Here is a 22,276-nt window from a genome sequence, read left to right on the forward strand (position 1 = left end):
TAAATTCCCGCCATGCAGCACGCCGACCTCCCCGGAATCCTCGCGTTTCTCCGCGCCGCCGAGGCGCTCAAGACCGCCACGCGCAGCGGTTGGACCACCGCCGGACAACCGGAGAGCGTCGCCGAGCACACCTGGCGGCTCTGCCTGATGGCGCTGGTGCTGCATCACGGCTTCCCCGAGGTCGACTTCGCGCGCCTGATCAGGATCTGCATCGTGCACGACCTCGGCGAGGCGATCGGCGGCGACGTCCCGGCCCCCGAGCAGGCGCTCCGCCCCGAGGGAAAGGCGGCCGACGAACGGCGCGACTTGTTGCGGCTGCTGGCCCCCCTCCCCCCGGCACAGCGCGACGAGATCACCGCGCTCTGGGACGAGTACGAAGCGGCGTCGACCCCCGAGGCACGGCTGGCCAAGGGGCTCGACAAGCTCGAGACGATCCTGCAGCACACCCAGGGCGCCAACCCGCCGGACTTCGATTACCGCTTCAACCTGGGGTACGGACGGCGCTACACCGAGGGGCACCCGATGCTGGAGGCGCTCAGGGCGCTCCTCGACCAGGAGACGGAGCGCCGCGCGCGCGAGAGGGACGACGCGCGAGAGTGACGACGCGCGCGAGCGAGACGACGTGCACGAACGAGACGACGTGCGCGACGAAGCCCCCTCGCCCTGAGGCGGCTACGGCCCATCGCCGACTGCCTGGCTCTCCTCAGGCACCCTGGCCACCGGCTGTCGCGGGCGCGCCCCGCCGCCCCTGGCGCCACTCGTGCGGCGTCTCTCCCGTCCACCGCCGAAATGCCCGGATGAACGTCGCCGGCTCGGCGAAGCCCAGCAGGAAGGCGACCTCCGAGCTGCTCAGCCGCCTGTCCTCCAGCAGGAGCATCGCCCGCTCGCGGCGTGCCTCGTCGACGATCGCGGCGAACGACGTCCCCTCCCCCGCCAGCCGTCGGTGGAGGGTGCGCTCCGACATCGCCAGCCGGCGCGCGATCGCCGCCAGTCGCGGCTCCCCGCTCGCCAGAGACGCTCCGACTTCCCGGCGCACGCGCCCGGTCGCGCTCTCGACCTCGGGGAGCCGCGCCAGCAACTCGTCGGCGCGGCGCGCCAGGTATGAGAACAGGTGCGGATCCGAGCGCGGGAGCGGCAGCGTCAGCTCCGTCGCATCGAAGGCGATCTCGAACTCCGCCGCTCCCCAGGCCACGGGACAGGCGAAGTACCGCTCGTGACGCCCGGGATCGTCGGGACGGGGGAGCGGGTAGCGGACGTGGCGCGCCTTGATGTTGCTGCGTCCCGTTAGCGTCCGCATCGTCGACACCATCGCCGAGGCCAGCGTGTAGACCGGCTCGCGCAGCCGCGCGAAGGGAGGAGGGATGACCTTGGCGAAGACGATGCGATCGCCCTCGGGGCCGCTCCGCCGCTCCATGCGCGGCACCAGGTCGGGGTGCAACACGGCGCGATAGCGTTCCAGCCACTCGAGCGCCTCGAGCGCAGTGGCGCCGTGCCGCATGGCATATCCCACCACCCCCATCGACGCGAGGCCAAGCCGCTCCCCCAGCTCCAGCCCCACCGGCTCTCGCGAGAGCACCTCCCAGACGCGGATCTCGTGGACGAGGGGGACACGCGCATCGGGGTCTGCCAGCAGCGCGCCATCGAGCCCCGCCTCGGCAATCAGGGCATCCCGATTCCAGCCGAGGGCGACGGCACCCTCCACCACGCCCGCCGTCACCGCCGCCAGGAGGGAATGATCCGACATGCGGGGAACATGCCGCCGTGGCGGCGACGGTCACAAGGATGGCGGCAGGCGACAACGCTCGTCGCCACGCCCCCCCGTACTCTCCCTGCGAACCCACGGAGAGTCTCATGAACGTTAAAGAACTGGATGTCATCGTCGTCGGCGGCGGCATGGGAGGGTGTGCCGCGGCACTGCTGCTCGCCCGCGCGGGCGCCCGAGTCACGATCGTCGAACGAGTGGCCCGCCCGGAGGGCGTCGGCGCCGGGATCGCGCTGGCTGCCAACGGTCTCGCGGTCCTCGAATCGCTCGGCCTCACCCCCGCCCTCGCCTCGGCGCGGCCGGCCCTGGCCCCGCGCATCACCGACGCGCGCGAGCGCACCCTGCTCACGCCTCCAGACACGACGCCGCGCATCGCCCTGCTCCGTCGGGCGACGCTCCTGGGAGTCCTCCTCGATGCCCTCGCCGCCGAGGGGAGGATCACGCGGCGATTCGGCACCACGCTCGTGCGCGTCACTCCTGACGGCGACGTGATCGTGCGCGATGCAGACGGCGACCACGCGATGCACGCCGACCTCGTGATCGGCGCCGACGGCGTTCACTCGCGCGTGCGGGAATGCGGAGCCTTCGGGGCGAAGGTACACGGCACCGGCATTCGCTACCTGCGGGCGCTGGTCGCTGAAGGCTTCGCGACCGGGGTCGAGGCGTGGACCTCGGTCGGCCTGTTCGGCGCATTCGCCGTTGACGGCGGGACGTACGTGTACGCCAGCTGCTGCTCGCGCCCCTGCCGCGACGCGCTCCAGCGCCGGGACCTCGAGGCGCTGCGCGCGGCGTGGGGGAAGGCCTATCCGCCAGCGGCACGGGTGCTGGGTGCCGTCGATCGATTCAGCGACCTGATCGTGAATGAAGTGCAGCGCGTGGAGTGCCAGCGCTGGTCCGACGGGGCGCTGGTCCTGCTGGGTGACGCGGCGCACGCCATGGCGCCCAACCTCGGCCAGGGAGCCAACAGCGCCTTCGTCGACGCCGCGGTACTCCTCGACGAGCTCCGCCGTGCCCCCGCGCTCGGCCAGGCGCTCGCCGCCTACGAACGACGTCGGCGTCCTGCCGTCACGCGCGTCGCCACCGCCGCGGGGCGGCTCGGGCGACTTGCCGATGCGACGCACCCCGTGGTGCGCGCCATCCGCCCGCAAGTGTTGCGCCTGGCGGGAAGGTTCGACGGGGCGCGGTCGGCCGCCATGGTCCTCCAGGAAGCGCCGGCCACGCTCGTCGCCATCGGTCGGGCGTGAAGGCCCTCGTCCCGCCGTGAGCCTTCAGGGTGCGGTGAGCATCCACCATAATGGCCGAGTCCGCCTGACGAGTGAAATCGCCCCCATGGTGATTTAGGCGACAGCGGAAAGTCGCCTCCGGGAGCATTCGTCAGGGACCCCAACAGGAGTCTGTCCCGTGGCACTCTGGAAGGAGACCTCCTCCCCCCGCAAGGAGGGGGCTGGCGTGGCGACCGATGTCGTCGCCCCGAGCGATGCGCCGGCCGAGCTGGCGTACAGCCGCGAAGCGCGGCGCCCACTGCCACGCGACGCCACCGAGTCCATCCTCGGCGCCGACCTCACGATCCAGGGAAAGGTCGAGGGGTCGGGTCACCTGCGCATCGCCGGGCGATTCACCGGCGACGTGACCATCGACGGCAACCTCACCATCGACGCCGGGGCCAGGCTGGCCGGCGGGGTGCGCGCCCACGCCGTCGTCATCGCCGGTGAATTGGAGGGAAATGTGCTGGACGCGGAGCGCGTCGAACTGCAATCATCAGGGGTGCTGCTCGGTGACCTCAAGGCGGGGTCGCTGACAGTCGCCGCAGGCTCACGCATGCGCGGGCACGTGGAATTCGGGTGGGGCGAGCGAGGTGCCCCTGGCGCGGGATCGGCCAAGGGGTAGGGTGCCACCTCCCGAGGCACGCGCAGCGGCTGGCGCCTGACGAGTGGTGGACGGTGCGCGACACGAGGCGAGTGCAATGAAGAAGAAGAATCGCATCCCCGATTTCTCCCCCAAACGCCCGGGCGGCGCACAGCACGTTGCCGGGCCGGCCAAGGGACACCCCCCTGCCCCGCCCAAGTCGGGCGGGGTGAAGCCGCAGGCGACTTCGGCCAAGTCGGGGCGGCGCGGACAGTAGCGCGACAGGAAGACGCTCCCTCCCGTTGCGCTGCCGGGGCGCCCCGCCCAGTCTTCGGCGTTCAACGCCCTCGACAACGCGATGTCCCTACCTGCACGTAACGCCGTCACCGCACGCTTCGCCGTTTCGCGCTCGGAGCCGAAGCATCGCGCACCCTGGCGCCGCTTCCTCGCGCTCGCCGCCGCGCTCTCGAGCGTCGCCTGCGACAACAACGCCCCACCAAGGGCCGGCGCGCAGGAGACGCACGCCGCCGACGCGTCGAGCGAGCGTGCCACCGGACGGGCGCGCGCGCGTACGCCCGAGGAGCGCGCCGCCGACAGCCTGGCCGCGTGGCGCGCACGCTTCGGCAACCGCGTCCCGCGTCCCGATTCGGTGCGCGCCCTCTACGTGAACGCCTGGGCCGCCGGCTCCCGGAGCCGCATGGCCGAGCTCATCGCCATCGCCGACTCGACGGAGATCAACGCCTTCGTCATCGACGTGAAGGAGTCGGACACCTACCTGGCGTACGACAGCACGGCCATCCCGCTGGCCAGGGAGATCGGCGCCGACCAGCGCCCGGCCACGAAGTGGCTCCCGGCGCTGATCGACACGCTGCAGGCGCACGGCATCTACTCCATCGCCCGCATCGTCGTCTTCAAGGACCGGCAACTCGCCGAGCGGAAGCCCGAGCTGGCCATTCGCCACGTGAATGGCAGCGTCTGGCGCGACAACAAGGGCGGGGCGTGGGTGAATCCCTACGACAAGCGCGTGTGGGACTACAACATCGCCATCGCCCGCGAGGCGCTCGACATGGGCTTCTCCGAGCTGCAGTGGGATTACGTACGCTTCCCCGACGTCACGTCGCGCATGCGCGAGGTGATGACGTATCCCGGGAGCAACGACGTTTCCCGAGCCGACAACATCCGCAACTTCCTGCGCTACTCCCGGCAGCAGTTGCAGGACTACCAGGTTCCCGTCACCGCCGACGTCTTCGGCCTGGTGACGCACCTCGAGGGCGACGTCGAGATCGGGCAGCATTGGGAGACCGTCATCTCGAACGCCGACGTCGTCCTCCCGATGGTGTATCCATCGCACTACTCGGCGGGGCTCTACGGCTTCAAGCGCCCGCATGCCAACCCGTACGAGGTCGTGCGCCTGGCGACGACCGATGCCATGGAGCGCACGCGATTCGTGCGCGACTCGGCCAGGGTGCGGGTGGGCGAGGTGATGCCCTGGCTGGAGGCGATGAGCATCCGCGGGCTCACCTACGGCGCCGCCGAGTTGCGGGCGCAGATTCAGGGGGCGTACGACGCCGGGGCGAAGAGCTGGGCGTTGTGGAATCCCGGATCGCGGTACCGCGAGTTCCTCGGCGCGTTGCGGCCGGCGGGTGGCGGGCTGTCGCCCGTCGAGCGGGGCGGGTGGAAGGCACCCGAGTGGACGCTGCCGCGGGAGCGGTTGAGCAAGGTTATCGCGGCGCGCGAGCGCCGGGCCGCGGCCGACTCGATTGCCACGGGCGACTCGATCGCCGCCGCCGGGCGCGCCGCGGGGCGCGCCCCGGGAAACCCAGTAGCACCGGCAGCACCGAAGCCCCGCAGCACTCCCTGACCGGGCACAACCCATAGACGCACGCACCCCGGCGCGAAGCCCTCGCGCCGCCCTTCCTCACTGTACCGGAGAGTTCCTGATGCCACGCAAGCACGTCGAGAGTGCCCGCGGACCGGCGGCCATCGGCCCGTACTCCCACGCCGTCTGGGCGGGAGAGCTTTTGTACCTGTCGGGGCAGACGCCGATCGACCCCTCGACGGGGAAGCTGGTCGAGGGCGACGTCGAGGCGCAGACGCACCGCGCCTTCGACAACCTCCAGGCGGTGCTGGAAGATTCCGGGATGTCGATGGACGACGTGATCAAGTGCAACGTCTACCTCACCGACATGGCGAACTTCCCGCAGATGAACAAGGCGTACGGCGCGCGCTTCACGAAGCCGTATCCGGCGCGCACGACGGTGGCGGTGGCTGGGCTGCCGTTGGGTGCGTCGGTCGAGATCGAGTTGGTGGCGCGGCGTAGTTGAGCCTCGGATGACGCCCTGAACGAACGGCCCGGCGCAGGTTGCCGGGCCGTTCGTCATCGCGGATGGCGAGGCGCGTGCTCGCGTGACAGTCCAGAGGGCGGATTCACCCATGGGACGAGGCGGCCGCCTCTCCATCGCCAAGACCCGCCATGCCGTCACCGCGTGCCAGCAGTTCCTCGAAAGTGAACCCCCGCTCCCGCAACGTCCTGAGCGACAACGCCTGGTACCGCTTCGCCAGCCGCCGCCCCTGCGCGTCGCGCACCAGCGGCTCGTGGCGCCACGCGGGCGGCGTGGCGCCGAGTGCGCGATAGACCAGCAGCTGCCGCGCCGTCGACTTGAGGAGGTCCTCGCCCCGCACCACCTCGGTGATCCCCATCGCGACGTCGTCGGCCACGACGGCCAGCTCGTAGGCGGGGACCCCGTCCTTGCGCCAGATCACGAAATCACCGAAGTCGACCCCGGCCGTGTACGCCTGCATTCCACGCTTGGCGTCGTCGAAACGGATCGTCTCGCCATCGGGAACGCGAAAGCGCCACGCCACGCCCCACGGCGCCTCGTACTCGCGTTCGGCGCCGATGCGCGCTCGCCACTTCACCGGGAAGATCGGCTCCGCCCCCTCCTCGTCCTCGTGCGGCGCATGCGCCGCATCGCGCAGCTCCTTGCGGGAAACGTGGCTCGGGTAGATCACCCCCGCGTCACGCAGGCGGCGCCAGGCGTCCACGTACACCTCGGTGCGCTGCGACTGGAAGTACGGCCCCTCGGTGCAGTGCACCCCCATCCAGCGCAGGTCGTCGATGGCCTGCTGCGTATACTCGGGGCGGCAGCGCAGCGGGTCGAGGTCCTCGATGCGGAGGACCAGCGCGCCGTGTGCAACCATGGCGCGCTCGAATGCGGCGTGGAAGGTACGCGCGTGTCCCAGGTGGAGCTCCCCGGTCGGCGTCGGGGCAATACGGCCGCGATAAATCACGATGACGCGCTTCCAGCAGGGGGCGCCTCGGTGCCGTGCGGCGCGAACGCGGTCGACATGGACGGGAAGGTAGCGGCGATCCTCCGCGGTTGGAGGGGGACGCAGCAACGCCCCCTATCCGGCGCGCGCCGCGGCGCGCATCCTGTCACAGGATCGTCGACCGTCCACCCCCGCGCACCGTCCGCTCCCCCGCACCGCCGCATACGCACGCCATGCGCATCCGACCCGCCACTCGCGACGACATCCCGCTCCTCAACGCCCTCATCACCCGCTCGGCGCGAGAGTTGAGCCGCGGCTTCTACACCGAGGCAGAGACAGAAGCGGCGATACGCTTCGTCTTCGGCGTCGACACGTCGCTGGTGGATGACGGGACGTACTTCGTGGTGGAGGATGGCGCGACACTCCTCGGATGCGGCGGATGGAGCCGGCGGCGCACGCTGTATGGCGGCGACCAGCGCCCCATGGGCGAGGTGGCCGAGTTGCTCGACCCGGCGCGCGACGCCGCGCGCATCCGCGCCTTCTTCGTCGCCCCCGAAGCGGCGCGCCGCGGGGTGGGGCGCGCCCTCCTTGCGGCCTGTGCCGCGGCCGCACACGACGCCGGATTTCGCTCACTGGAGCTGATGGCCACGCTCCCTGGTGTCCCGTTCTACGCGGCCAGCGGCTTCGTCGAACGGGAGCGGGTCGTCGATGCCCTCCCCGACGGAACTCCGTTGCGCTTCGTGCGCATGACGCGCGGCGTCGCCGTCACCTGACTCGTCAGGTGCAACATGGGCCCGGCGCGACGCGCCCGGACCTCACGGCGACGCGCTCACGCGCTCATGCCTGCTCGATCCCCGGGCGGCCGTGCTCGACCCGCCAGCTCGTCGCCGTCTCGATGGGCGCCCCCGGGCGCGAGATGTACGGGACGATGCGATAGTCGGCGCGCCATTCGTCGCGCGTCACCCGGCAGCGCACGTAGCCGCGCCGGGCGTTGTGCCACTTGATGTGCGGGTTGTCGGCGCGTGCGGCATCCCACCCCTGGTACGCCCGATAGCCATCGCCGCCCGATGAAATGCTCGTCCCCACGAACTCCGCGGCCACCACCGGACGACCGGGACGGTCGAAGCCCGCGTGCAGCTCGTTCACGAAGTTGGCGTGGATGTCCCCCGTCAGCACCACGGTGCGCCCCCTGGCACGCTCGGCGATGGCCCCCAGCAACCGCTCGCGCGCGGCTGGGTAACCGGACCACTGGTCCATCGACACCTGCGCCTCCGCTCCCGGCCTGCTGTCGAAGGGGGCCATCATCACCTGCTGGGCCAGCACCTGCCAGGTCGCCCGCGACGTCCCGAGGCCGCTGGTCACCCACCGTTCCTGCGCGGCGCCGAGGAGGGTGCGAGACGGGTCGCTCCAGTTTCCGCACGGGACCACACGGCTGCCGTCGCCGCACGCCTGGTCGCTGCGGTATTGTCGCGAGTCCAGCACCCAGAAGCGCGCCAGCGCCCCCCAGTTGGCCGTGCGCGTGATGTTGAGGTCGGCCCACGACGTGGCCCGCGGGACGCGCACCGGCTGGTGCTCCCACCACGCCTGGTACGCCGCCGCGCGCCGCGCGCGCATCTGCTCGTCCGATTCGTACAGGTTCTCGCCCACCGTCCCCGCGTAGTTGTTGTCCACCTCGTGGTCGTCCCACGTCACGATCCACGGACACGTCAGGTGCGCGGCCTGCAGCGCGGGGTCCAGCTTGTACTGTGCGTAGCGATTGCGATAGTCGTCGAGCGAGATCGGCTCGTAGCCATGGTGCCTGCGCACCTGGGCCCCCGTCCCCAACGATTCGTAGATGTAGTCGCCCAGGTGCGCCACCAGGTCGAGTCGCTCCGCCGCCATGTGCTCGTACGCCGTGAACAGCCCCTGCTCGTAGTGCTGGCACGACGCGAAGGCGAGGTCGAGCGGCGTGGTCGCGCCCTCCGGTGGCGTCGTCCGCAGGCGCCCGACCGGGCTCGTCCCCTCGGCCAAGGTGAAGCGGTAGTAGTACCAGCGATCGGGAGCGAGCCCCTGCACGTCCACGTGCACCGAATAGCCCAGCTCGGGCGCCGCCGTATGGCGCCCACGCTGCACGACCCTGCCGAAACTCTCGTCCTCCGCCACTTCCCACGCCACTGCCGCCTTGCTCCCGTCCATTCCGCCCAGCGGGGCAAAGGGATCCGGCGCCAGGCGAGTCCAGATTACGCACGCGTCAGGCGTGGGATCGCCGCTGGCCACGCCCAAGGTGAAGGGGTAGCCCGTCAGGAAGGGGCGGCTGGTCACGCGCCAAAGGGTCGGCGTGCCGGCACAGAGGGCGGCGTAGCGCGCGAGGTCGGAGAGAAAGAGGCGGCGGTGCACGGAGCTGAGACGGGAGGCGGGAGTTGGGAGACGGGAGCTCGGCTTCCGAGACGCTGACTCCTGCTCGCTCGCGTGGCAAGAGTACTCGGGCGCAACTGGGTACTGGCCGCGTCACGAAGTCACAAAGAGATTGTCGGGGAATCCACCCCGACTCATGGTGCCCACCTACTTCTCCTCCCCCGGCGAATGGCGCGCGTGGCTGGCGCGGCATCACGCATCGGCCACGGAGATCTGGGTCGGTTTCCACAAGGTGGGGACCGGGAGGCCGTCGCTCACCTGGCCGCAGTCGGTGGACGAGGCGCTTTGCTACGGGTGGATCGACGGCATAAGGAAGCGGGTCGACGACGAGCGGTACGTCATCCGCTTCACGCCCCGGAAGCCAACCAGCACCTGGAGCGCGGTGAACATCAGGCGTGTCGCCGAACTCGAGGCGCTGGGGCACATGCGCGAACCCGGCCGCAAGGCGTTCGCCGCGCGCCGGGAGGAGCGATCCGCGACCTACTCCTACGAGCGGCGCCCCACCGCGTTCGGCGAACCGTATGCGAAGGCGTTCCAGAAACACCGGGCTGCGTGGACGTTCTTCGAAGCCCAGCCGGCCGGCTACCGCGGGACGGCGATCGCGTGGGTCATGAGCGCCAAGCAGGAGGCGACGCGGGAGCGGCGACTCGCGCAACTCATCCAGGACTCGGCGCAGAAGAAGCGACTGTCGCTCCTGGCGCGGACGAATGGCTCGTCCGCGTAGCGCGCGGTGGTTTCGGAACGCTCACGGCACCTGAAACGGCGTCATCGGCGCGAGGTACCAATCCGCCGCCGAGTCACGCGTGCGCTGCAGGATGGCCCGCCCGCTTCGTAGCGTGCGAGCCACACGACGATGCAACGAATACGGTCCCGCCCCCGGAAGCAGCCGAGCCGTCTCGGCATCGAGCGACGGTAGCAGCGTTGGCGGGCACGCAGGATACAGCGAGGGCTGTGTGCGATCCGCCGAGAGGACGTCCAGCACTGCCGTCTTCGGAATCCGAACGAAGTCGGAGCCACCCGACCAGATGGCGTTGAACTGCCTGGGGAGCGTATCGAGCGCCAGCGGTGCCGCCAGACCGTAGATCGGGCTGGTTTCGTACGCTATCCAGCCGTGCCCGTCCACGTCGAGCGTGTATGGGCCGACGCTGATGACATTCGGTACAGCGGGATTGTCAACGTCGGAGCGACCGATGAACTCGAAGTTTGCCATGAAGTCTGCCATGGAGAAATCGTGGAAACCCGGCTGATCCGGAGCGACGCGGCGGTGATCGATCGCATCCGTGACCGCCAATGCAGACTCTCCAGGCTGGAGGGAACGAGCGTCAGGCGGGAAGCGATAGATCCGCTGTGCCCAGATCCCGCCGGGGTCTCGCATCAGAGGAGCGAAGGTGGAGCAGCTGTTCACCGGATTGGCGGACGAGTAGTCCCGCCAGTTGGGCAAGGCCGAGACGAAGAGGACGTTCGCGAGCGATATCGTACTGTCAGCGTTGTTGTGTATGCGCAAGTAGTTGGCGAATCGGTAGGCTACTCCTCTGACATCCTCGAGCACGAGCGGCGCGAGTTCGCTCACGAGCAGTGACCCGCGCTCCGGCCGGACGAGCCGAAGGCTCTCCCTTGCGTCTTCCTCGACGTCAAGCGTCACCGTGACTCGCGCGGTGAACATCGTTTCATCGCCAAGTGCATCTCCAGCAAGGGAGATCTCACGCTCCGTCAGTGTCCGAATCGCGGTGATGGCATAGTCACCGGCCGCCCGGTTGCGGAATAGCGCCACGCCCATCGTGTCCGCATATAGGGAGTCTGGCGCAGCGTCCGGCGGCGTCAGCCGCTGTACTACCACCAACGCCCCGGGGACGCTCTCACCGGGCCATCCGAGCCTTGCCGCGGCAGTCGCGAGTTCCGGCGGCGATACGACGCGGACCGTGAGCGCCAACGTTGCCGGATCACTGCCGACGACGCGTCGTGGATCACACGCGATGGCCAGGGGCGCCACGACAGCCAAGAGCGCGGAGCGCCACCGCACCGGTCGCCTTGGTGAGACCACCGTGGTGCGCGAGCACCTGTTCTGTAGCGCATCCTGCATTACCACTCGCCAAGATGACTTCACTCGAGAGGAGCGCAACTCACGCGTGCTTGACACCGCATGCCTCGCCGTCCCTTCGCAAGATGTCAGTAGTAGCAGTTGCAGCACCTCGACAGCGGCCGTAAGCCCACCCTCCTATGCGAAGCTGACCCGGGGTGGCGCGCGGCGGTCTCGAAGTGCTTACGGAACTCGCAACGGCGTCATCGGCGCGAGGTACCAATCCGCCGCCGAGTTGCGCGACCTCTGTAAGATGACTCTACCGCTTGGGAGTGTTCGGGCCACGCGACGGTGTACCGACATCGCACCCCCTCCTTCCGGGAGGATCCGCGCCTCTTCCGCGTCGAGCGACGGGAGAATTGCCGGACGACACTCTGGATAGGGTGACGACCGCTCAAACGCGGTGGAGAGAACATCCAGTATCGCGGCCGTCGGAATGCGTACAAACGGGGCCCCGTCCGCGTAAGGTGTGCTTTGCCTTGGAAGTGTATCGAGGCGGAGGGGAGATGCGAGGAGGTAGATCGCGCGCAGATCATACGCCATCCACCCGTGCCCGAGCGCCACGTCGCCACTTCGTGGACCAACGCTGTGCATGTTCGGCACTGACGGATTGTCGACATCTGCAGTACCGATGAACTCGAAGTCCGCCCCGGTGAAGTCATGAAAGCCGGGAGAACCACCTCCGATCGGGCGATGGTCCACGGCGTCCGTTACCACGAGTGCGGCCTGCCCCGGCAGAAGGACCCGTGCGCCCGGCGGGAACTGATATATCCGCTGCGCCCACACGCCGAGCGGATCTCGCTCGAGGCGCTCTCGGATGTCACAGTTGTTGTCGGGATTGGCGGACGAATAGTCACGCCAGCTGGGAAAGGCGGGAATGAACAGCTTGTCTGCGAGTGCGATGACGGTGTCGGTGTTGTTATAGATCCGGAAGTAATTGCTGTAGTAGTAGTACACTCCCTTCGCCGGATCCTCCTGTGCAAGTGGTGAGAACTCACTGAACAGCAGAGACCCCTGCTCCAGCGGGGCAAGTCGGACCTCGGCAAATTGATCGTCCACCTCACCCAGCTCCGCAGTAGCGGTGCTGGTGAACACGGTGTGGTCCCCGACGGCCGAGCCGGCGGCGGCAATCTCGGCGTCCGACAGCGATCGAGACGCCGTGATGTTGTAGGCGCCGCTCACGAGGCTTCGAAACCGCACTTCCCCTCGTTCGTCGGTCTGTGCCGTGTCCGACGGTGTAGGCGGCGAAGTGAGGCGGGTGAGAACGACCACCGCAGTGGGCACAGCATTCGACGTCCACCCCAAGCGCGCCGCCGCCAGTGCAAGTGACGGCGGCGCGGTGACACGGACAGTCAGAGTCAGCTGTGCTGCGTCGCCAGAGACGGTGCGTCGGCCCTCGCAGCTTGAGGCAAGACACGCCGCCATCACCAGCGATGTCATCCGCCAGGCAATGGCGTGCCTGAAGCCATTGGTTGGTCGCACCTCGGCGTGAGCGCGGCTCTGACTGCCATGTGTCGACAGGGCGCTCCAACTCGGCGTGTGCACCGGTAAGATCCCCGCCGCGTCGCCGACGGTGCCTACCCCTACGATGCCCAGCATCAAGTGCTCAGTAGTAGCAATTGCAGCACTCGCCTCCTGGACCCTGACAGAACCCTGTCGACAGCGGAAAGCCCACGTCGCAAAGCGCCTGGCACGCTTCGGTCGTGCAACCAGGAAAGTAGTAGTGACACAACAGCTCTTGAGGTTGCGCCTTGAGTGGTACAAGAGCCGCACTGAGTCCGATGCCCGCCATCACAGCTGCGAGTATGAAGCTGGCCTTCGCGGGAGAATACTTCGCACGCATGTCTCGCCTCCGATGAATGAGGTATCACGGAATGAGCCGCGGGTCAGTCCGACACGCCGAAGCGTCCGCTGACCGCTGCTGACGGCCGTCCCAGCACTGCCGTCAGCACAGAATCGACACTCGCGCGCGTCACGAGCGCCCCAGCGCGCGTGAACACCGCACGACCCGATGAGTCGATCACCATCAACTGCGGTACCGCGCGCACACGATACAGCAAAGCGAGTCGAAGGCTCGGCATGGTGAGCACCGGCACGTCGAGCGAGAGGCTGTCGGCGTATCGTCGAACGAGTTCCGCCGAATCGAGGCCAATGAGAAGCAGGGCCCCTGAACGACCGGTCGCGCTCGTGAGCTCGGCATCGAGACGTCGAAGCTGCTCGAGCGAAGCGCCGCAGTAACCGCACGTCGTGGTGAAAAAGAAGACGACTTGCCGCAGGTCGCCAGCCGGCGTTCCGACGAGAATGGAATCGCCGCTCACGCTCGTTGTCGTGAAGGCGGGGACCAACATTCCAGGATGCGGTTCCGTGAATCGTCGCATCAGTCCGCGATTGCGCGCCTCGAGCGTGCGAATCCGCAGGCCCAGCGCCATCACCGTCGCCGCCAGCGCGATCACGAATACGGCGACTGGCAGTGAACGACGTTGTACGTTCATGCCCGACCCTCCCAATGTCCGCCACTCGCACCGACACCCACACGCCGCCTCATACTCCATCGTAACTGCGCACGTGACAATGCGCACTGACCGTACGGGCCAACCGACCTCTACAAGCCCCCAACAGATGCGTTGCGTTCGAGCCTCAGCGTCACGCCCGCATCCTGTGACTCACGCCCAGGCGCGTCACCGCACGACCTCGTCCGCGTCCGAATCTGCGTGCGCAAGATCTCGACAGCGGCCGGAGTTCCGCCTTGCAGGCGCAGCTGACCCGGGGTAGTGCCCGCGTAACTCCTGAAAAGATGGACGATCGCCGCGGATCCATCGCGCCGTGTTCGCACGGCCACTTGCTCCAGAGTCAGCCCAGCTTCATGGTATCGACACGCCACCAGAAGCTTAGCCCAGGCAAGCACGTACCTGGGCGAGCAAAGTCCAGCCCTGTCGAGCCGGCGGTGCAGCGTGCGGCGTGAAACACCAACGGCACGGGAAAGCCCCTCTCGGTCACGACACCAAGCTGATTCACGAATGGCAACTGTCAACACCCGCAGCGCGTGATGTGACAGCTCGCCGGTGAGCGCATGCTCGACCATCCGCGCAACGACTTCTCTATCGTTTCGCGCACCGCTTTGCGACTCGTCATGTGAAGACGGCTCACGGCGCGCCATGCGGCCGCACACTCAACGAAATCGTCCATGCGCCTCGACTCCCCCGAGGGAGATAGTACGCATCCATCGCACGCTGCGTCGCCGCGGTGCTCGACCATGCGGCCCGAAGCACCACCATGCGGTTCTCTCCATCGCGCCGAATCGTGATCGCGCTCCCGATGGTGCGCGCCGGTGCCGCCGCGACCTCGAAGGCGGGAGCCAGCAGCGCCAGGTATGACGCGCTGCGCGCGGTCAACGACGGTATGATCGCAATCGGCGTGTAGTGCCCCATGGCCACGCCGGCACCGGCGGTCCACCCGCGGCGCCAACGCCGACTCACCTCGAGGCTTCCTGCGGGGCTCCACGCCGTGATGTCCGTGGCGCTCCGAGCGCCCCGATCCGTGGCCCGCTGCCACTGTCGTACCGCGTCCACCGTTATCGCCCCCCCCCACGCGGAGCCGGTCGGCGACCACCGTGCATCGCCGTGAAGGGCCGCGCGACTCGCGTCGGATTCGAACTCCCGTGTCGTGGCCGGGGTCCGCACGCTGGCCCCGCGCTGCACCACGGCCGTGGCAACCGTCGAAAGCATCACGGCGCCAAACCGTCCCTGCGACGCGATGCCGAGGTCGTAGCCCGTGGTATTCCATCGCTGCACGGGCGTGTTGGCCGCCACGGCGCTCACTTGTCGTTCCCCTGTGCGCAGGCGCTGTACCCACGTGCTCCATTCGATGGCACGCCATCGCCCGGCCGCATCGACGCCGATACCCTCACCCCATCGGTCGGCGCGTCGCAGGAATGGAGTGCTCGCCGGCGAGTAGTCCTGGGGATTCACATTCAGGAATCCGTCGAGCAGATACAGTCGGGCGGTAGCGGGATTCGCGAACACGTTCGCGGTCTCGTTGCGCGAGATGCGGCGCGCACTCACCCCCACGCGACCGTGCTCCCCAAGTGTTCGCGCCAGCCCCAAGCTGGCGCCGCCCACGGCGGCACGCCGGATGACAGCGATCGTGGATCCCCGCGCGTTGTCGGAGGTCCCGCTATAGCCGAGCGAAATGCCCATCCGCCAGCGCCCGAGCGCGACGCCCTGCGCACCTTCGAACGTCACCCGCGTTCGGGCCGTCGCCGGCGCGTTGGTGTCAGTGGGGACGAAGGGACTCGACGGGTCTGGTAGCACGAACACGGCGCCGTTCCCTTCGCCCTGCTCACCTCGCTCGACCGCCGCTCGCCCAATCACGGCGCTTCGGTTGCCGAGACGTCGCCACCCGCCATACTCTGCCAGGAGCCCCGACATACGGCGGGGAGTCAACGGAGCGCGGTAGGTACCCTGGATACCGCTATTGACCAGCGAGAGCTGCGCATAGGTCTCACGCACATCATCGCTCATTCCCGCAGGATTGCGCGCGCTCCACGCAAGGCCAACGACTGGCGCCGGGAGATCGAGGAGGTGCGGGGTCCGAAGCGGGCCAGGCGCCGGAAGTCCGACCTCACCAACGGTGCGCAGCGGCGTCCACGCCCAGCGCCACGGAGAGTCGCCCAACACGCCGGTATCCTGCGCCGCGGCAGCACGGCATAGCGCGCCCGCAGGAATCGCGAACGCCACGACAGCCAGCGCGCTCCTCAAGACGCGCACACTCATCTTGCGAGGGCTCGCGGCATCAGCGGGAGCGTGATTTCGAGGCCGAATCGACTGCGAGGAAAGAGGCGCCCCAGGCGCCCACTCCGTGAGGGTTCACCCAGTCGATCGAGCGCATTGAATGCATAGAACGAGAGCCGGCCGCTCCCGAGAACTGTCTTGGTGAGTTGTACGCTGAGCAGCCAATCGGGTGGCGGCGACGCCGGGATGGTGACCAGCCCCTGCCTCGGCCGTCGCAGATCGGCGTACTGCGCCTCCACTCGCGCGCTCGCCGGCACCGCGACCAACTCTCCTGTACGGGTCACATACCCGCGCCACGCCAGCGTATCGGATGCCCCCTCCTGCACGTTGCGCTCGTGCAGGAAGTACTGCAGCGTCCCCGTGATGACGAGTCCGAGCGCAGGCTGATGGTGCACGACACGCGCAGTAGCCAGCGATCGTTCGCCACGCTGCCGATCGCCCCGCCAGTACGCCGTTCGTGACTGGCGTGGATCGAGCTGGAACTGCGCAAGTCGCGAGAACGGGCCGAAGTCGAGCGCGTCGTTCACGAGTCGCGTCACGGCCCACGCTCCTGTGATCTCGGCACGCAGATGCAGAGCAGGAATCTCGGGCAGCGAGAACGTCCATTCGACTCCGGTATTGGTTATTGCATTGAGGTTCGCCGGTACATCCACAAATACCGGTACGGTGTCAGCCGACGTCGGCGTGGCGGAGTACGTGGGTGGACGTCCACTTCCGATCGTGGTATCGGAGAGCGTGAATCGGCCACGCATCAGGTGCGATGGTCGAGCCTCGAACCCCACGCCGCCGCGCGTTTCATCGCGAAAGCCCACCACGCTCACAGCGGCGCCGCTGTGCCCGAGATCGATCTCGATCCCGACCTCGTGCTTGCGTGCGATCGCCAGTCCCAGTCGTGCATTCGTCGGGTCGACGATCGACGTCGTGAGCACCGCCAATCGCTCGGCGGGGTTCGGCGGGAACCAGTTCACGTTCACGACGTCGAAGTACTGCGGGGCGGGGTAGAGATCGCCCGTCGTCGGCTGCTTCGCGGTGATTCCCAGTCCCCCACGCAGGCGGAGCCAGGGACGGGGGGCAACCTCGACGCTGATGCGGGGCTGGACTGCCGCATCCCGCGCGCTGGAGCTCCACCATCCTCCCGAATGCAGCGCGTCCACCCTGACACCCGCCTGGACGTCGAACGCGCCTCGCGTCCAGAGCGAGCGGGTCAGCCGCGCGTCCAGATATACCGCGCTCGACGCAACCGGTGGCACGGCGTCGAAGCGCCGAGGACGGTCGTAGCCGTTGATACCATTGAAGGCGACCTGCGGTGGCGACGCAATGTCGAATTGGTATCCGGCGCCGCCCGTCCAGTCTCGCCGTAACTCCACACCCGCCCGGAGTGTGCGCACACCGCCCCACGCGTCTCCCGGAAGTACTCCCTCGGCGCGCGTGTACAGGTGCCACGGAAGCCCTTGCAGCTGCAAGGCCGCAAGGTACGTCCCCTGAACGAACCGCCCCACGCTCGTTCCGGGCGTCAGGCGATCGGTGAACGGCTCGGCGCCGCGTATCACGTACTGCTGCGCGCGGCTCAACTGCCATTCATGCTCCAGCGAGGCGGTGACCTCGATGTGACGCCGTGCGGCCATCCCGAACCGCGCTCGCTCCGCCAGTCGCACGCCCCCGCTTCGATCTTCACTCGACAGCCCGGGGCGCACGTCGCGTTGTTCCGGTTCACTCCGATAGACCTGAAACGCGCTCAGGCGGGTGTCCAGAACGACCGGACCCTCATCGACCCTGGTTCCGAGAGGATCGTCTTGCGCACGCGAGCCCTTCACGAGTCGGTGCGCGACATTCAGCGCCCCACGCCATACCGAGGCATCGCGTACTCCCGGTGCCACCTGGGTGCGCGTGAGGTCGGAGGTGATCGATACGTCCTGTCGTGCCGACTGCGCGCGACCGCTCGCCAACGCGCCCCCCGTGGTGCTCGGATCGAAGCGACCCACGACGTCGGTCGGGAGGGCGCCCGCCCGGGTTTCGATCACGATCGCGCCAGCGGTAAGGTCACCATAGCGCGCTGATGGTACGCCGCGGATTACCTCCACGCGCTCGAGCATCGTGGCCGGGATTCGTCGAAGATCGATGCTCCCTCCCGCTGCCGTGCCAAGCACGAATTCGCCGCGCGGCCCGGTGGACTGGAGGTTCGCATTGTTCGACATCGGAACGCCGTTCATCACGATGAGCGTGCCAAACGCGGACGTGCGCTCGGCAATCCCGCTCGGAGTGGGCACCGCGCGAAGCGCCACCTGCTGTGTGCCCTCGAGGCCCGGAGTCTGCAGCGGAATGCCGGGGAGCAGTTCGAGCAGGCCTGCGAGGCTCACGGCATTCTGGACCTGGATGGCATCGCGATTGATCACGGTCGCAGTGCCGAGTTCGCCACGAGCTCGCCCAATGCCCTCGGCGGTAACCCGGACCTGGGGCATCTGCAGGGCAGTCCGCGCCAGCTCCACGTCGCGCACGATGCGGCCGATCGCGGGGACGGTGACGGGAACGCGCGCGAGCGAATAGCCGAGCGCCCGCACGACGAGCACCTGCGGCCCCGGAGGCACGGCGGACAGCCGATACACACCGGCGCTATCGGTGCGCGCGCTCCGAGCTAGTCCATCAATCGAAACGGTCGCTTGGCCGATGCCGCGACCCGTCGCCGCCTCGACGACTCGACCGGTGATGAAGGCGCCTGCCTGGGCCTCGGCCCGGAGTGCGCCGAAAGCGAGGACACTCGCCCCCAAAAGACCACAACAGCCTCGTCGCGCCAGCCACCGCCGCAGGGATAGCATGAGTCCCTCCAATGCCTAGCAGCGCATTGCCGCCTCCTCCACATCACGCACCGCGCCGGATTGCAGTCGTTCGGCGCGGTCCCTCTCTCGCCTCATACCGATCGCCGGCGCATTGACCAGCCACGGCGGACTCGACTCGCGAGAGTATCGACGCGCCTGAACTCCGTGTCAAGCACCGGGGGTCGATGTTCACTCGCAGCGGGCGTATCGGGCCCTGCCTGCCTTCTCCCGTCGGTTCACAGTGGGGTGCACTCTGCTGGCGCACGCCGTCTAGCCGCACACTGCATCAGGTTGGCCCCCGGCAATCACTGCTTGGCCGGCACCGCCTCCATCAGCAGCCGCAACGCCGCATCCAGCGCCCGGTCGCCAGCACGCGAACCCGCGTACTTCCCGATGCGCACCACCACCATGTCGCGATCGGGGATGATGATCGTGCTCTGCCCCCCGGCACCCCGGAACGAGAAGGCATCCTTCGGGATGGGATCGGCGCCGTCGCCATTCACCCACATGAAGCCGCCGCCGTACACCGGGCGACCGTCGGCCGCCCACGCCGGCGCCACCGTCTTCACGTGGTCGACGTATCCCTCGGGGAGGAGGCGCTCGCCGTTCCACACGCCGTCCTGCACGTAGAGGTTGCCCAGGCGTGCCCAGTCGCGCGCGGAGAGATATTCGGCCCCCTGCGTGAGGTTGTTCCCGTAGGGATCGGTCATGAGCGTCGCGTCGCGAATCCCGATCTTGTCGAAGAGGTTGCGCTGCGGCCAGCTGCGGTAGTCCTCGCCGCGCTTCTCCACCGCCAGGCGGATGAGGTAGTTGGCGAGGACCGGGTCGGTGTTGCGGTAGCGGCCGACGGTGTTCGGCTTCCACTGCTGCGGGCGCGTCACCGCCCACTGGAAGGAATTCCCCGCTCCCGTGTAGTACCAGAGGTGGTCCGGATAGCCTAACGACTTGTCGTAGTCGGGGTCCTGCGGGGCACGGATGCGCAGTCCACTCGACATCCGCATGATGTCCATGATGCGGATCTCCTGGCGCGGGTCGCCGGGCTGCTGCCACTCGGGAATGGGCGCCGGCTGGTCGAGCGTGTATGCGCCCATCTGGATGAGGCGCGCCAGTAACGTCCCGGTGAGGCTCTTCCCCATCGACCAGCTCTCGAGCGGCGTGTGGATCCCGATCCCCACGCCATAGCGCTCGCCAAGGATGCGCCCCTTGTAGGTGACGAGGAACGCCTCGGTCATGGCCGAGTCGGGGCCGAAGCCTGTTTCGACGGCCTGCGCGACCTTGGCCGAATCGACGCCAGCAGGCCACGCGGCCGGGGTGATGACGTCGCCCATCGGCCACGGCGTGGTAGCTGCTTCCGGGAGTTGGGGCTTCACTACGACCGGCGTGAAGTGCACCGAGTCCTGTCCCTTCGGGAGCGGGATGCACCCCTGGCTCCCGTAGCGACGCGCTGCGACCCACACCCCGGACGGGAGCTTGAGGCGCACGGTCTGCGTGGCGCGGTCGATGACGGTGTCGGTGACCACCTTCCGCTCATCGGGCGGACTGGTGAACCAGCCCACGTTCGCCGCGGCGTCGGCGGGGTCGAGCCCGGTGATGAAGACCGCGGCGCAGAGCGTCGTGGCGAAACCCGCGGTCGAGTGTTCGAGCGCATCGCCCGGCGGCGGTGTCCACTCGCCCGGGAGCGCAAGCGAGTCGCCGCGCGCGATCAGGGCCGCGCGCCGAGTCGCGGCGTCGCCCCGCGGCTCGGTCCGTCGTTCACGCGAGCAGCCGACGGCGGCAAGGGCCGCCAGCAACACGAGCCCGCGGTGGGAGTTGCGCCAGGTGGAAGAGGACACGCCGAGGGGGGAGTTGGAAGTGGTCGAATGGCCTGACGGTCGGCACAAGACGATGTACGCCGGACAAGGCGGCGGCAACCCGGTGCGCGGCCGCGTGCCGCGCGATCACCCCGCGGCGCCCTGGGCGTCGCCCTCGGCGTGGCGAGCATCTTCCTCCCCGCGGGCCACGATCACCGCCGCCGCCACGTCGCCCGTGACGTTCACCACGGTGGCGCACATGTCGGGGATCAGGTCCACGGCGATGAGGACGCCGATCCCCTCGGCGGGGAGCCCGATCGCCGAGAAGAGCGGCGTGAGGAGGAGGAAGGCACCCCGCGGCACGCCGGGGGCGGCGAACGACAGGAAGACCGCCGCCGCCGCCACGATCCCCAACTCGCGCGCCCCGATGTCGAGGCCGTAGACGCGGGCCACGAAGAGCGCCCCGGCGATCCACGCCACCCCGGCGGCCGGCTTGAAGACCGAGACCGCGAGCGGGAGGACGAAGCCGCTCACCCGTGCCGGGACCCCGAGGGCATCGGCGCTCGCCACCATCGCGGGGAGCGAGGCGATCGAGGAGCTGCAGCTGATGCCGATGAGCTGCGTGGGGAGCACCGCCCGCGCGAAGCGCCTCGGTCCGACCCCCGCGAGCAGCGCGACGATCGGGTAGCAGGCGGCGGTGACGATCGCGCAGCCGATGGCGAAGGCGGCGACGTAGAACCCGACCGCGCCCACCAGCAGCGCCCCGCTCTGCGCCGCCAGCGGCAAGACGAGGGCGAACACGGCCACCGGGGCGAGGGCGATGATCCAGCGGACCAGGAGGAGCATCACCTCGCCTAACGACTTGAAGAAGCGCACCAGCGGCTCGCGCACGGCGCCGTCGCTGCGGGCGGCGGCCAGCGCCACGAGAAAGGTGAACACGATCAGCGACACCATGTTGCCGCTGGCGGCCGCCTCCACCGGGTTGGGCGGGACGAGCGACGTGAACCAATCCACGATGCCGGCCTGCGCGTCGCCGGTGCGCAATGCTCGCGCCGCCTCGGCCGCCCCCGGCGGGAGCGGCACGCCGCCCGACGGCCACGGAAACAGGGCGAAGACGGGGGGAAGGACGAGCGCGGGGATCACCGCGCACACCAGCAGCAGCCCGCCGAAGGTGAGGAGGGTGCGCCCGCCCAGCCGCCCCATCCTCCCCAGGTCGGCCACCGACGCCACCCCGGTGATGAGGAGCGAGACGACGAGCGGTATCACCGTCATCCGGATCGCGTTGACCCAGAGCGTCCCGATCGGCTGGATGGCGGTGGCCCAGGCCAGGAGGCGCGGGCTGCCGGAGGCGGCCACGGCGGTGCCTAACGCGAGGCCGGCCACGAGGGCCGCGAGGACCGCGGTCCCTTCGGCACCGCGGCGTGCGAAAGTGGTGGGGTGTGTCGGCAACGCAGGGAGGGTGCGGGTGGACGGCCGGCCGGAATGTGATGGCCGGGAATCACCGGGGCCAGCCACCGGAATCACCCTTGTCCCGC

General features: G+C 68.9%; 17 protein-coding genes. 7 read left to right on the top strand and 10 right to left on the bottom strand.

Going from position 1 to position 22,276, the window contains the following annotated elements:
• The first annotated feature begins 12 nt into the window (after nt 1-12).
• On the top strand, nt 13-600 hold the full coding sequence (locus ABS52_00440) for a phosphohydrolase (GenBank protein ODT05208.1): 588 nt from the start codon (nt 13-15) through the stop codon (nt 598-600).
• A 103-nt stretch (nt 601-703) separates the two neighbouring features.
• On the opposite strand, the gene ABS52_00445 is transcribed toward ABS52_00440, so the two are convergent.
• A complete protein-coding gene (locus ABS52_00445; protein ODT05209.1) occupies nt 704-1,744 on the bottom strand; it encodes a hypothetical protein in 1,041 nt (346 codons plus the stop codon).
• A 149-nt stretch (nt 1,745-1,893) separates the two neighbouring features.
• Here ABS52_00445 and ABS52_00450 point away from each other — a divergent pair, with 149 nt between their 5' ends.
• From ABS52_00450 to ABS52_00465, 4 genes are all read left to right on the top strand, one after another.
• Nucleotides 1,894-3,006 (top strand): hypothetical protein, encoded by a 1,113-nt coding sequence (locus tag ABS52_00450; protein ODT05210.1) that lies wholly within the window; start codon nt 1,894-1,896, stop codon nt 3,004-3,006.
• Nucleotides 3,007-3,163: 157 nt separating this feature from the next.
• The gene (locus tag ABS52_00455) at nt 3,164-3,649 is read left to right on the top strand and encodes a hypothetical protein (GenBank protein ID ODT05211.1); all 486 of its coding nucleotides are present in this window, start codon (nt 3,164-3,166) and stop codon (nt 3,647-3,649) included.
• A 316-nt stretch (nt 3,650-3,965) separates the two neighbouring features.
• Nucleotides 3,966-5,468 (top strand): hypothetical protein, encoded by a 1,503-nt coding sequence (locus tag ABS52_00460; GenBank protein ID ODT05212.1) that lies wholly within the window; start codon nt 3,966-3,968, stop codon nt 5,466-5,468.
• Between the two features lie 79 nt (nt 5,469-5,547).
• Nucleotides 5,548-5,931 carry a reactive intermediate/imine deaminase gene (locus tag ABS52_00465; protein ID ODT05213.1) on the top strand — a complete coding sequence of 128 codons (384 nt, stop codon included), beginning with the start codon at nt 5,548-5,550 and terminating at the stop codon, nt 5,929-5,931.
• A 103-nt stretch (nt 5,932-6,034) separates the two neighbouring features.
• Here ABS52_00465 and ABS52_00470 read toward each other — a convergent pair whose 3' ends face one another.
• Nucleotides 6,035-6,898 carry a tRNA glutamyl-Q synthetase gene (locus tag ABS52_00470; protein ODT05214.1) on the bottom strand — a complete coding sequence of 288 codons (864 nt, stop codon included), beginning with the start codon at nt 6,896-6,898 and terminating at the stop codon, nt 6,035-6,037.
• 212 nt (nt 6,899-7,110) lie between these two features.
• Here ABS52_00470 and ABS52_00475 point away from each other — a divergent pair, with 212 nt between their 5' ends.
• On the top strand, nt 7,111-7,650 hold the full coding sequence (locus tag ABS52_00475; protein ID ODT05215.1) for a GNAT family N-acetyltransferase: 540 nt from the start codon (nt 7,111-7,113) through the stop codon (nt 7,648-7,650).
• Nucleotides 7,651-7,714: 64 nt separating this feature from the next.
• Here ABS52_00475 and ABS52_00480 read toward each other — a convergent pair whose 3' ends face one another.
• Nucleotides 7,715-9,253 (bottom strand): hypothetical protein, encoded by a 1,539-nt coding sequence (locus ABS52_00480; GenBank protein ID ODT05216.1) that lies wholly within the window; start codon nt 9,251-9,253, stop codon nt 7,715-7,717.
• A 154-nt stretch (nt 9,254-9,407) separates the two neighbouring features.
• Between ABS52_00480 and ABS52_00485 the strand changes: the two genes are divergently transcribed.
• Nucleotides 9,408-9,995: a bacteriocin-protection protein gene (locus ABS52_00485; protein ID ODT05217.1), complete on the top strand. Its 588-nt coding sequence runs from the start codon at nt 9,408-9,410 to the stop codon at nt 9,993-9,995.
• Nucleotides 9,996-10,016: 21 nt separating this feature from the next.
• On the opposite strand, the gene ABS52_00490 is transcribed toward ABS52_00485, so the two are convergent.
• The 7 genes from ABS52_00490 to ABS52_00520 form a co-directional block, all read right to left on the bottom strand.
• Nucleotides 10,017-11,048 (bottom strand): hypothetical protein, encoded by a 1,032-nt coding sequence (locus ABS52_00490; GenBank protein ID ODT05218.1) that lies wholly within the window; start codon nt 11,046-11,048, stop codon nt 10,017-10,019.
• Between the two features lie 483 nt (nt 11,049-11,531).
• Entirely contained in the window at nt 11,532-12,530 is a 999-nt protein-coding gene (locus ABS52_00495) for a hypothetical protein (GenBank protein ODT05219.1), read from the bottom strand.
• A 704-nt stretch (nt 12,531-13,234) separates the two neighbouring features.
• Nucleotides 13,235-13,801 (bottom strand): hypothetical protein, encoded by a 567-nt coding sequence (locus ABS52_00500; GenBank protein ID ODT05220.1) that lies wholly within the window; start codon nt 13,799-13,801, stop codon nt 13,235-13,237.
• A 690-nt stretch (nt 13,802-14,491) separates the two neighbouring features.
• Nucleotides 14,492-15,775, bottom strand: coding sequence for a hypothetical protein (locus tag ABS52_00505; GenBank protein ODT05221.1), 1,284 nt, complete (start codon nt 15,773-15,775; stop codon nt 14,492-14,494).
• Between the two features lie 341 nt (nt 15,776-16,116).
• Nucleotides 16,117-18,705, bottom strand: a complete 2,589-nt coding sequence (locus tag ABS52_00510; GenBank protein ID ODT05222.1) for a hypothetical protein — start codon at nt 18,703-18,705, stop codon at nt 16,117-16,119.
• 551 nt (nt 18,706-19,256) lie between these two features.
• Entirely contained in the window at nt 19,257-20,741 is a 1,485-nt protein-coding gene (locus ABS52_00515; protein ODT05398.1) for a serine hydrolase, read from the bottom strand.
• A 147-nt stretch (nt 20,742-20,888) separates the two neighbouring features.
• Nucleotides 20,889-22,190: a hypothetical protein gene (locus ABS52_00520; protein ID ODT05223.1), complete on the bottom strand. Its 1,302-nt coding sequence runs from the start codon at nt 22,188-22,190 to the stop codon at nt 20,889-20,891.
• Nucleotides 22,191-22,276 lie beyond the last annotated feature (86 nt).

The sequence above is a fragment of the Gemmatimonadetes bacterium SCN 70-22 genome (assembly GCA_001724275.1).
Lineage (GTDB): Bacteria > Gemmatimonadota > Gemmatimonadetes > Gemmatimonadales > Gemmatimonadaceae > SCN-70-22.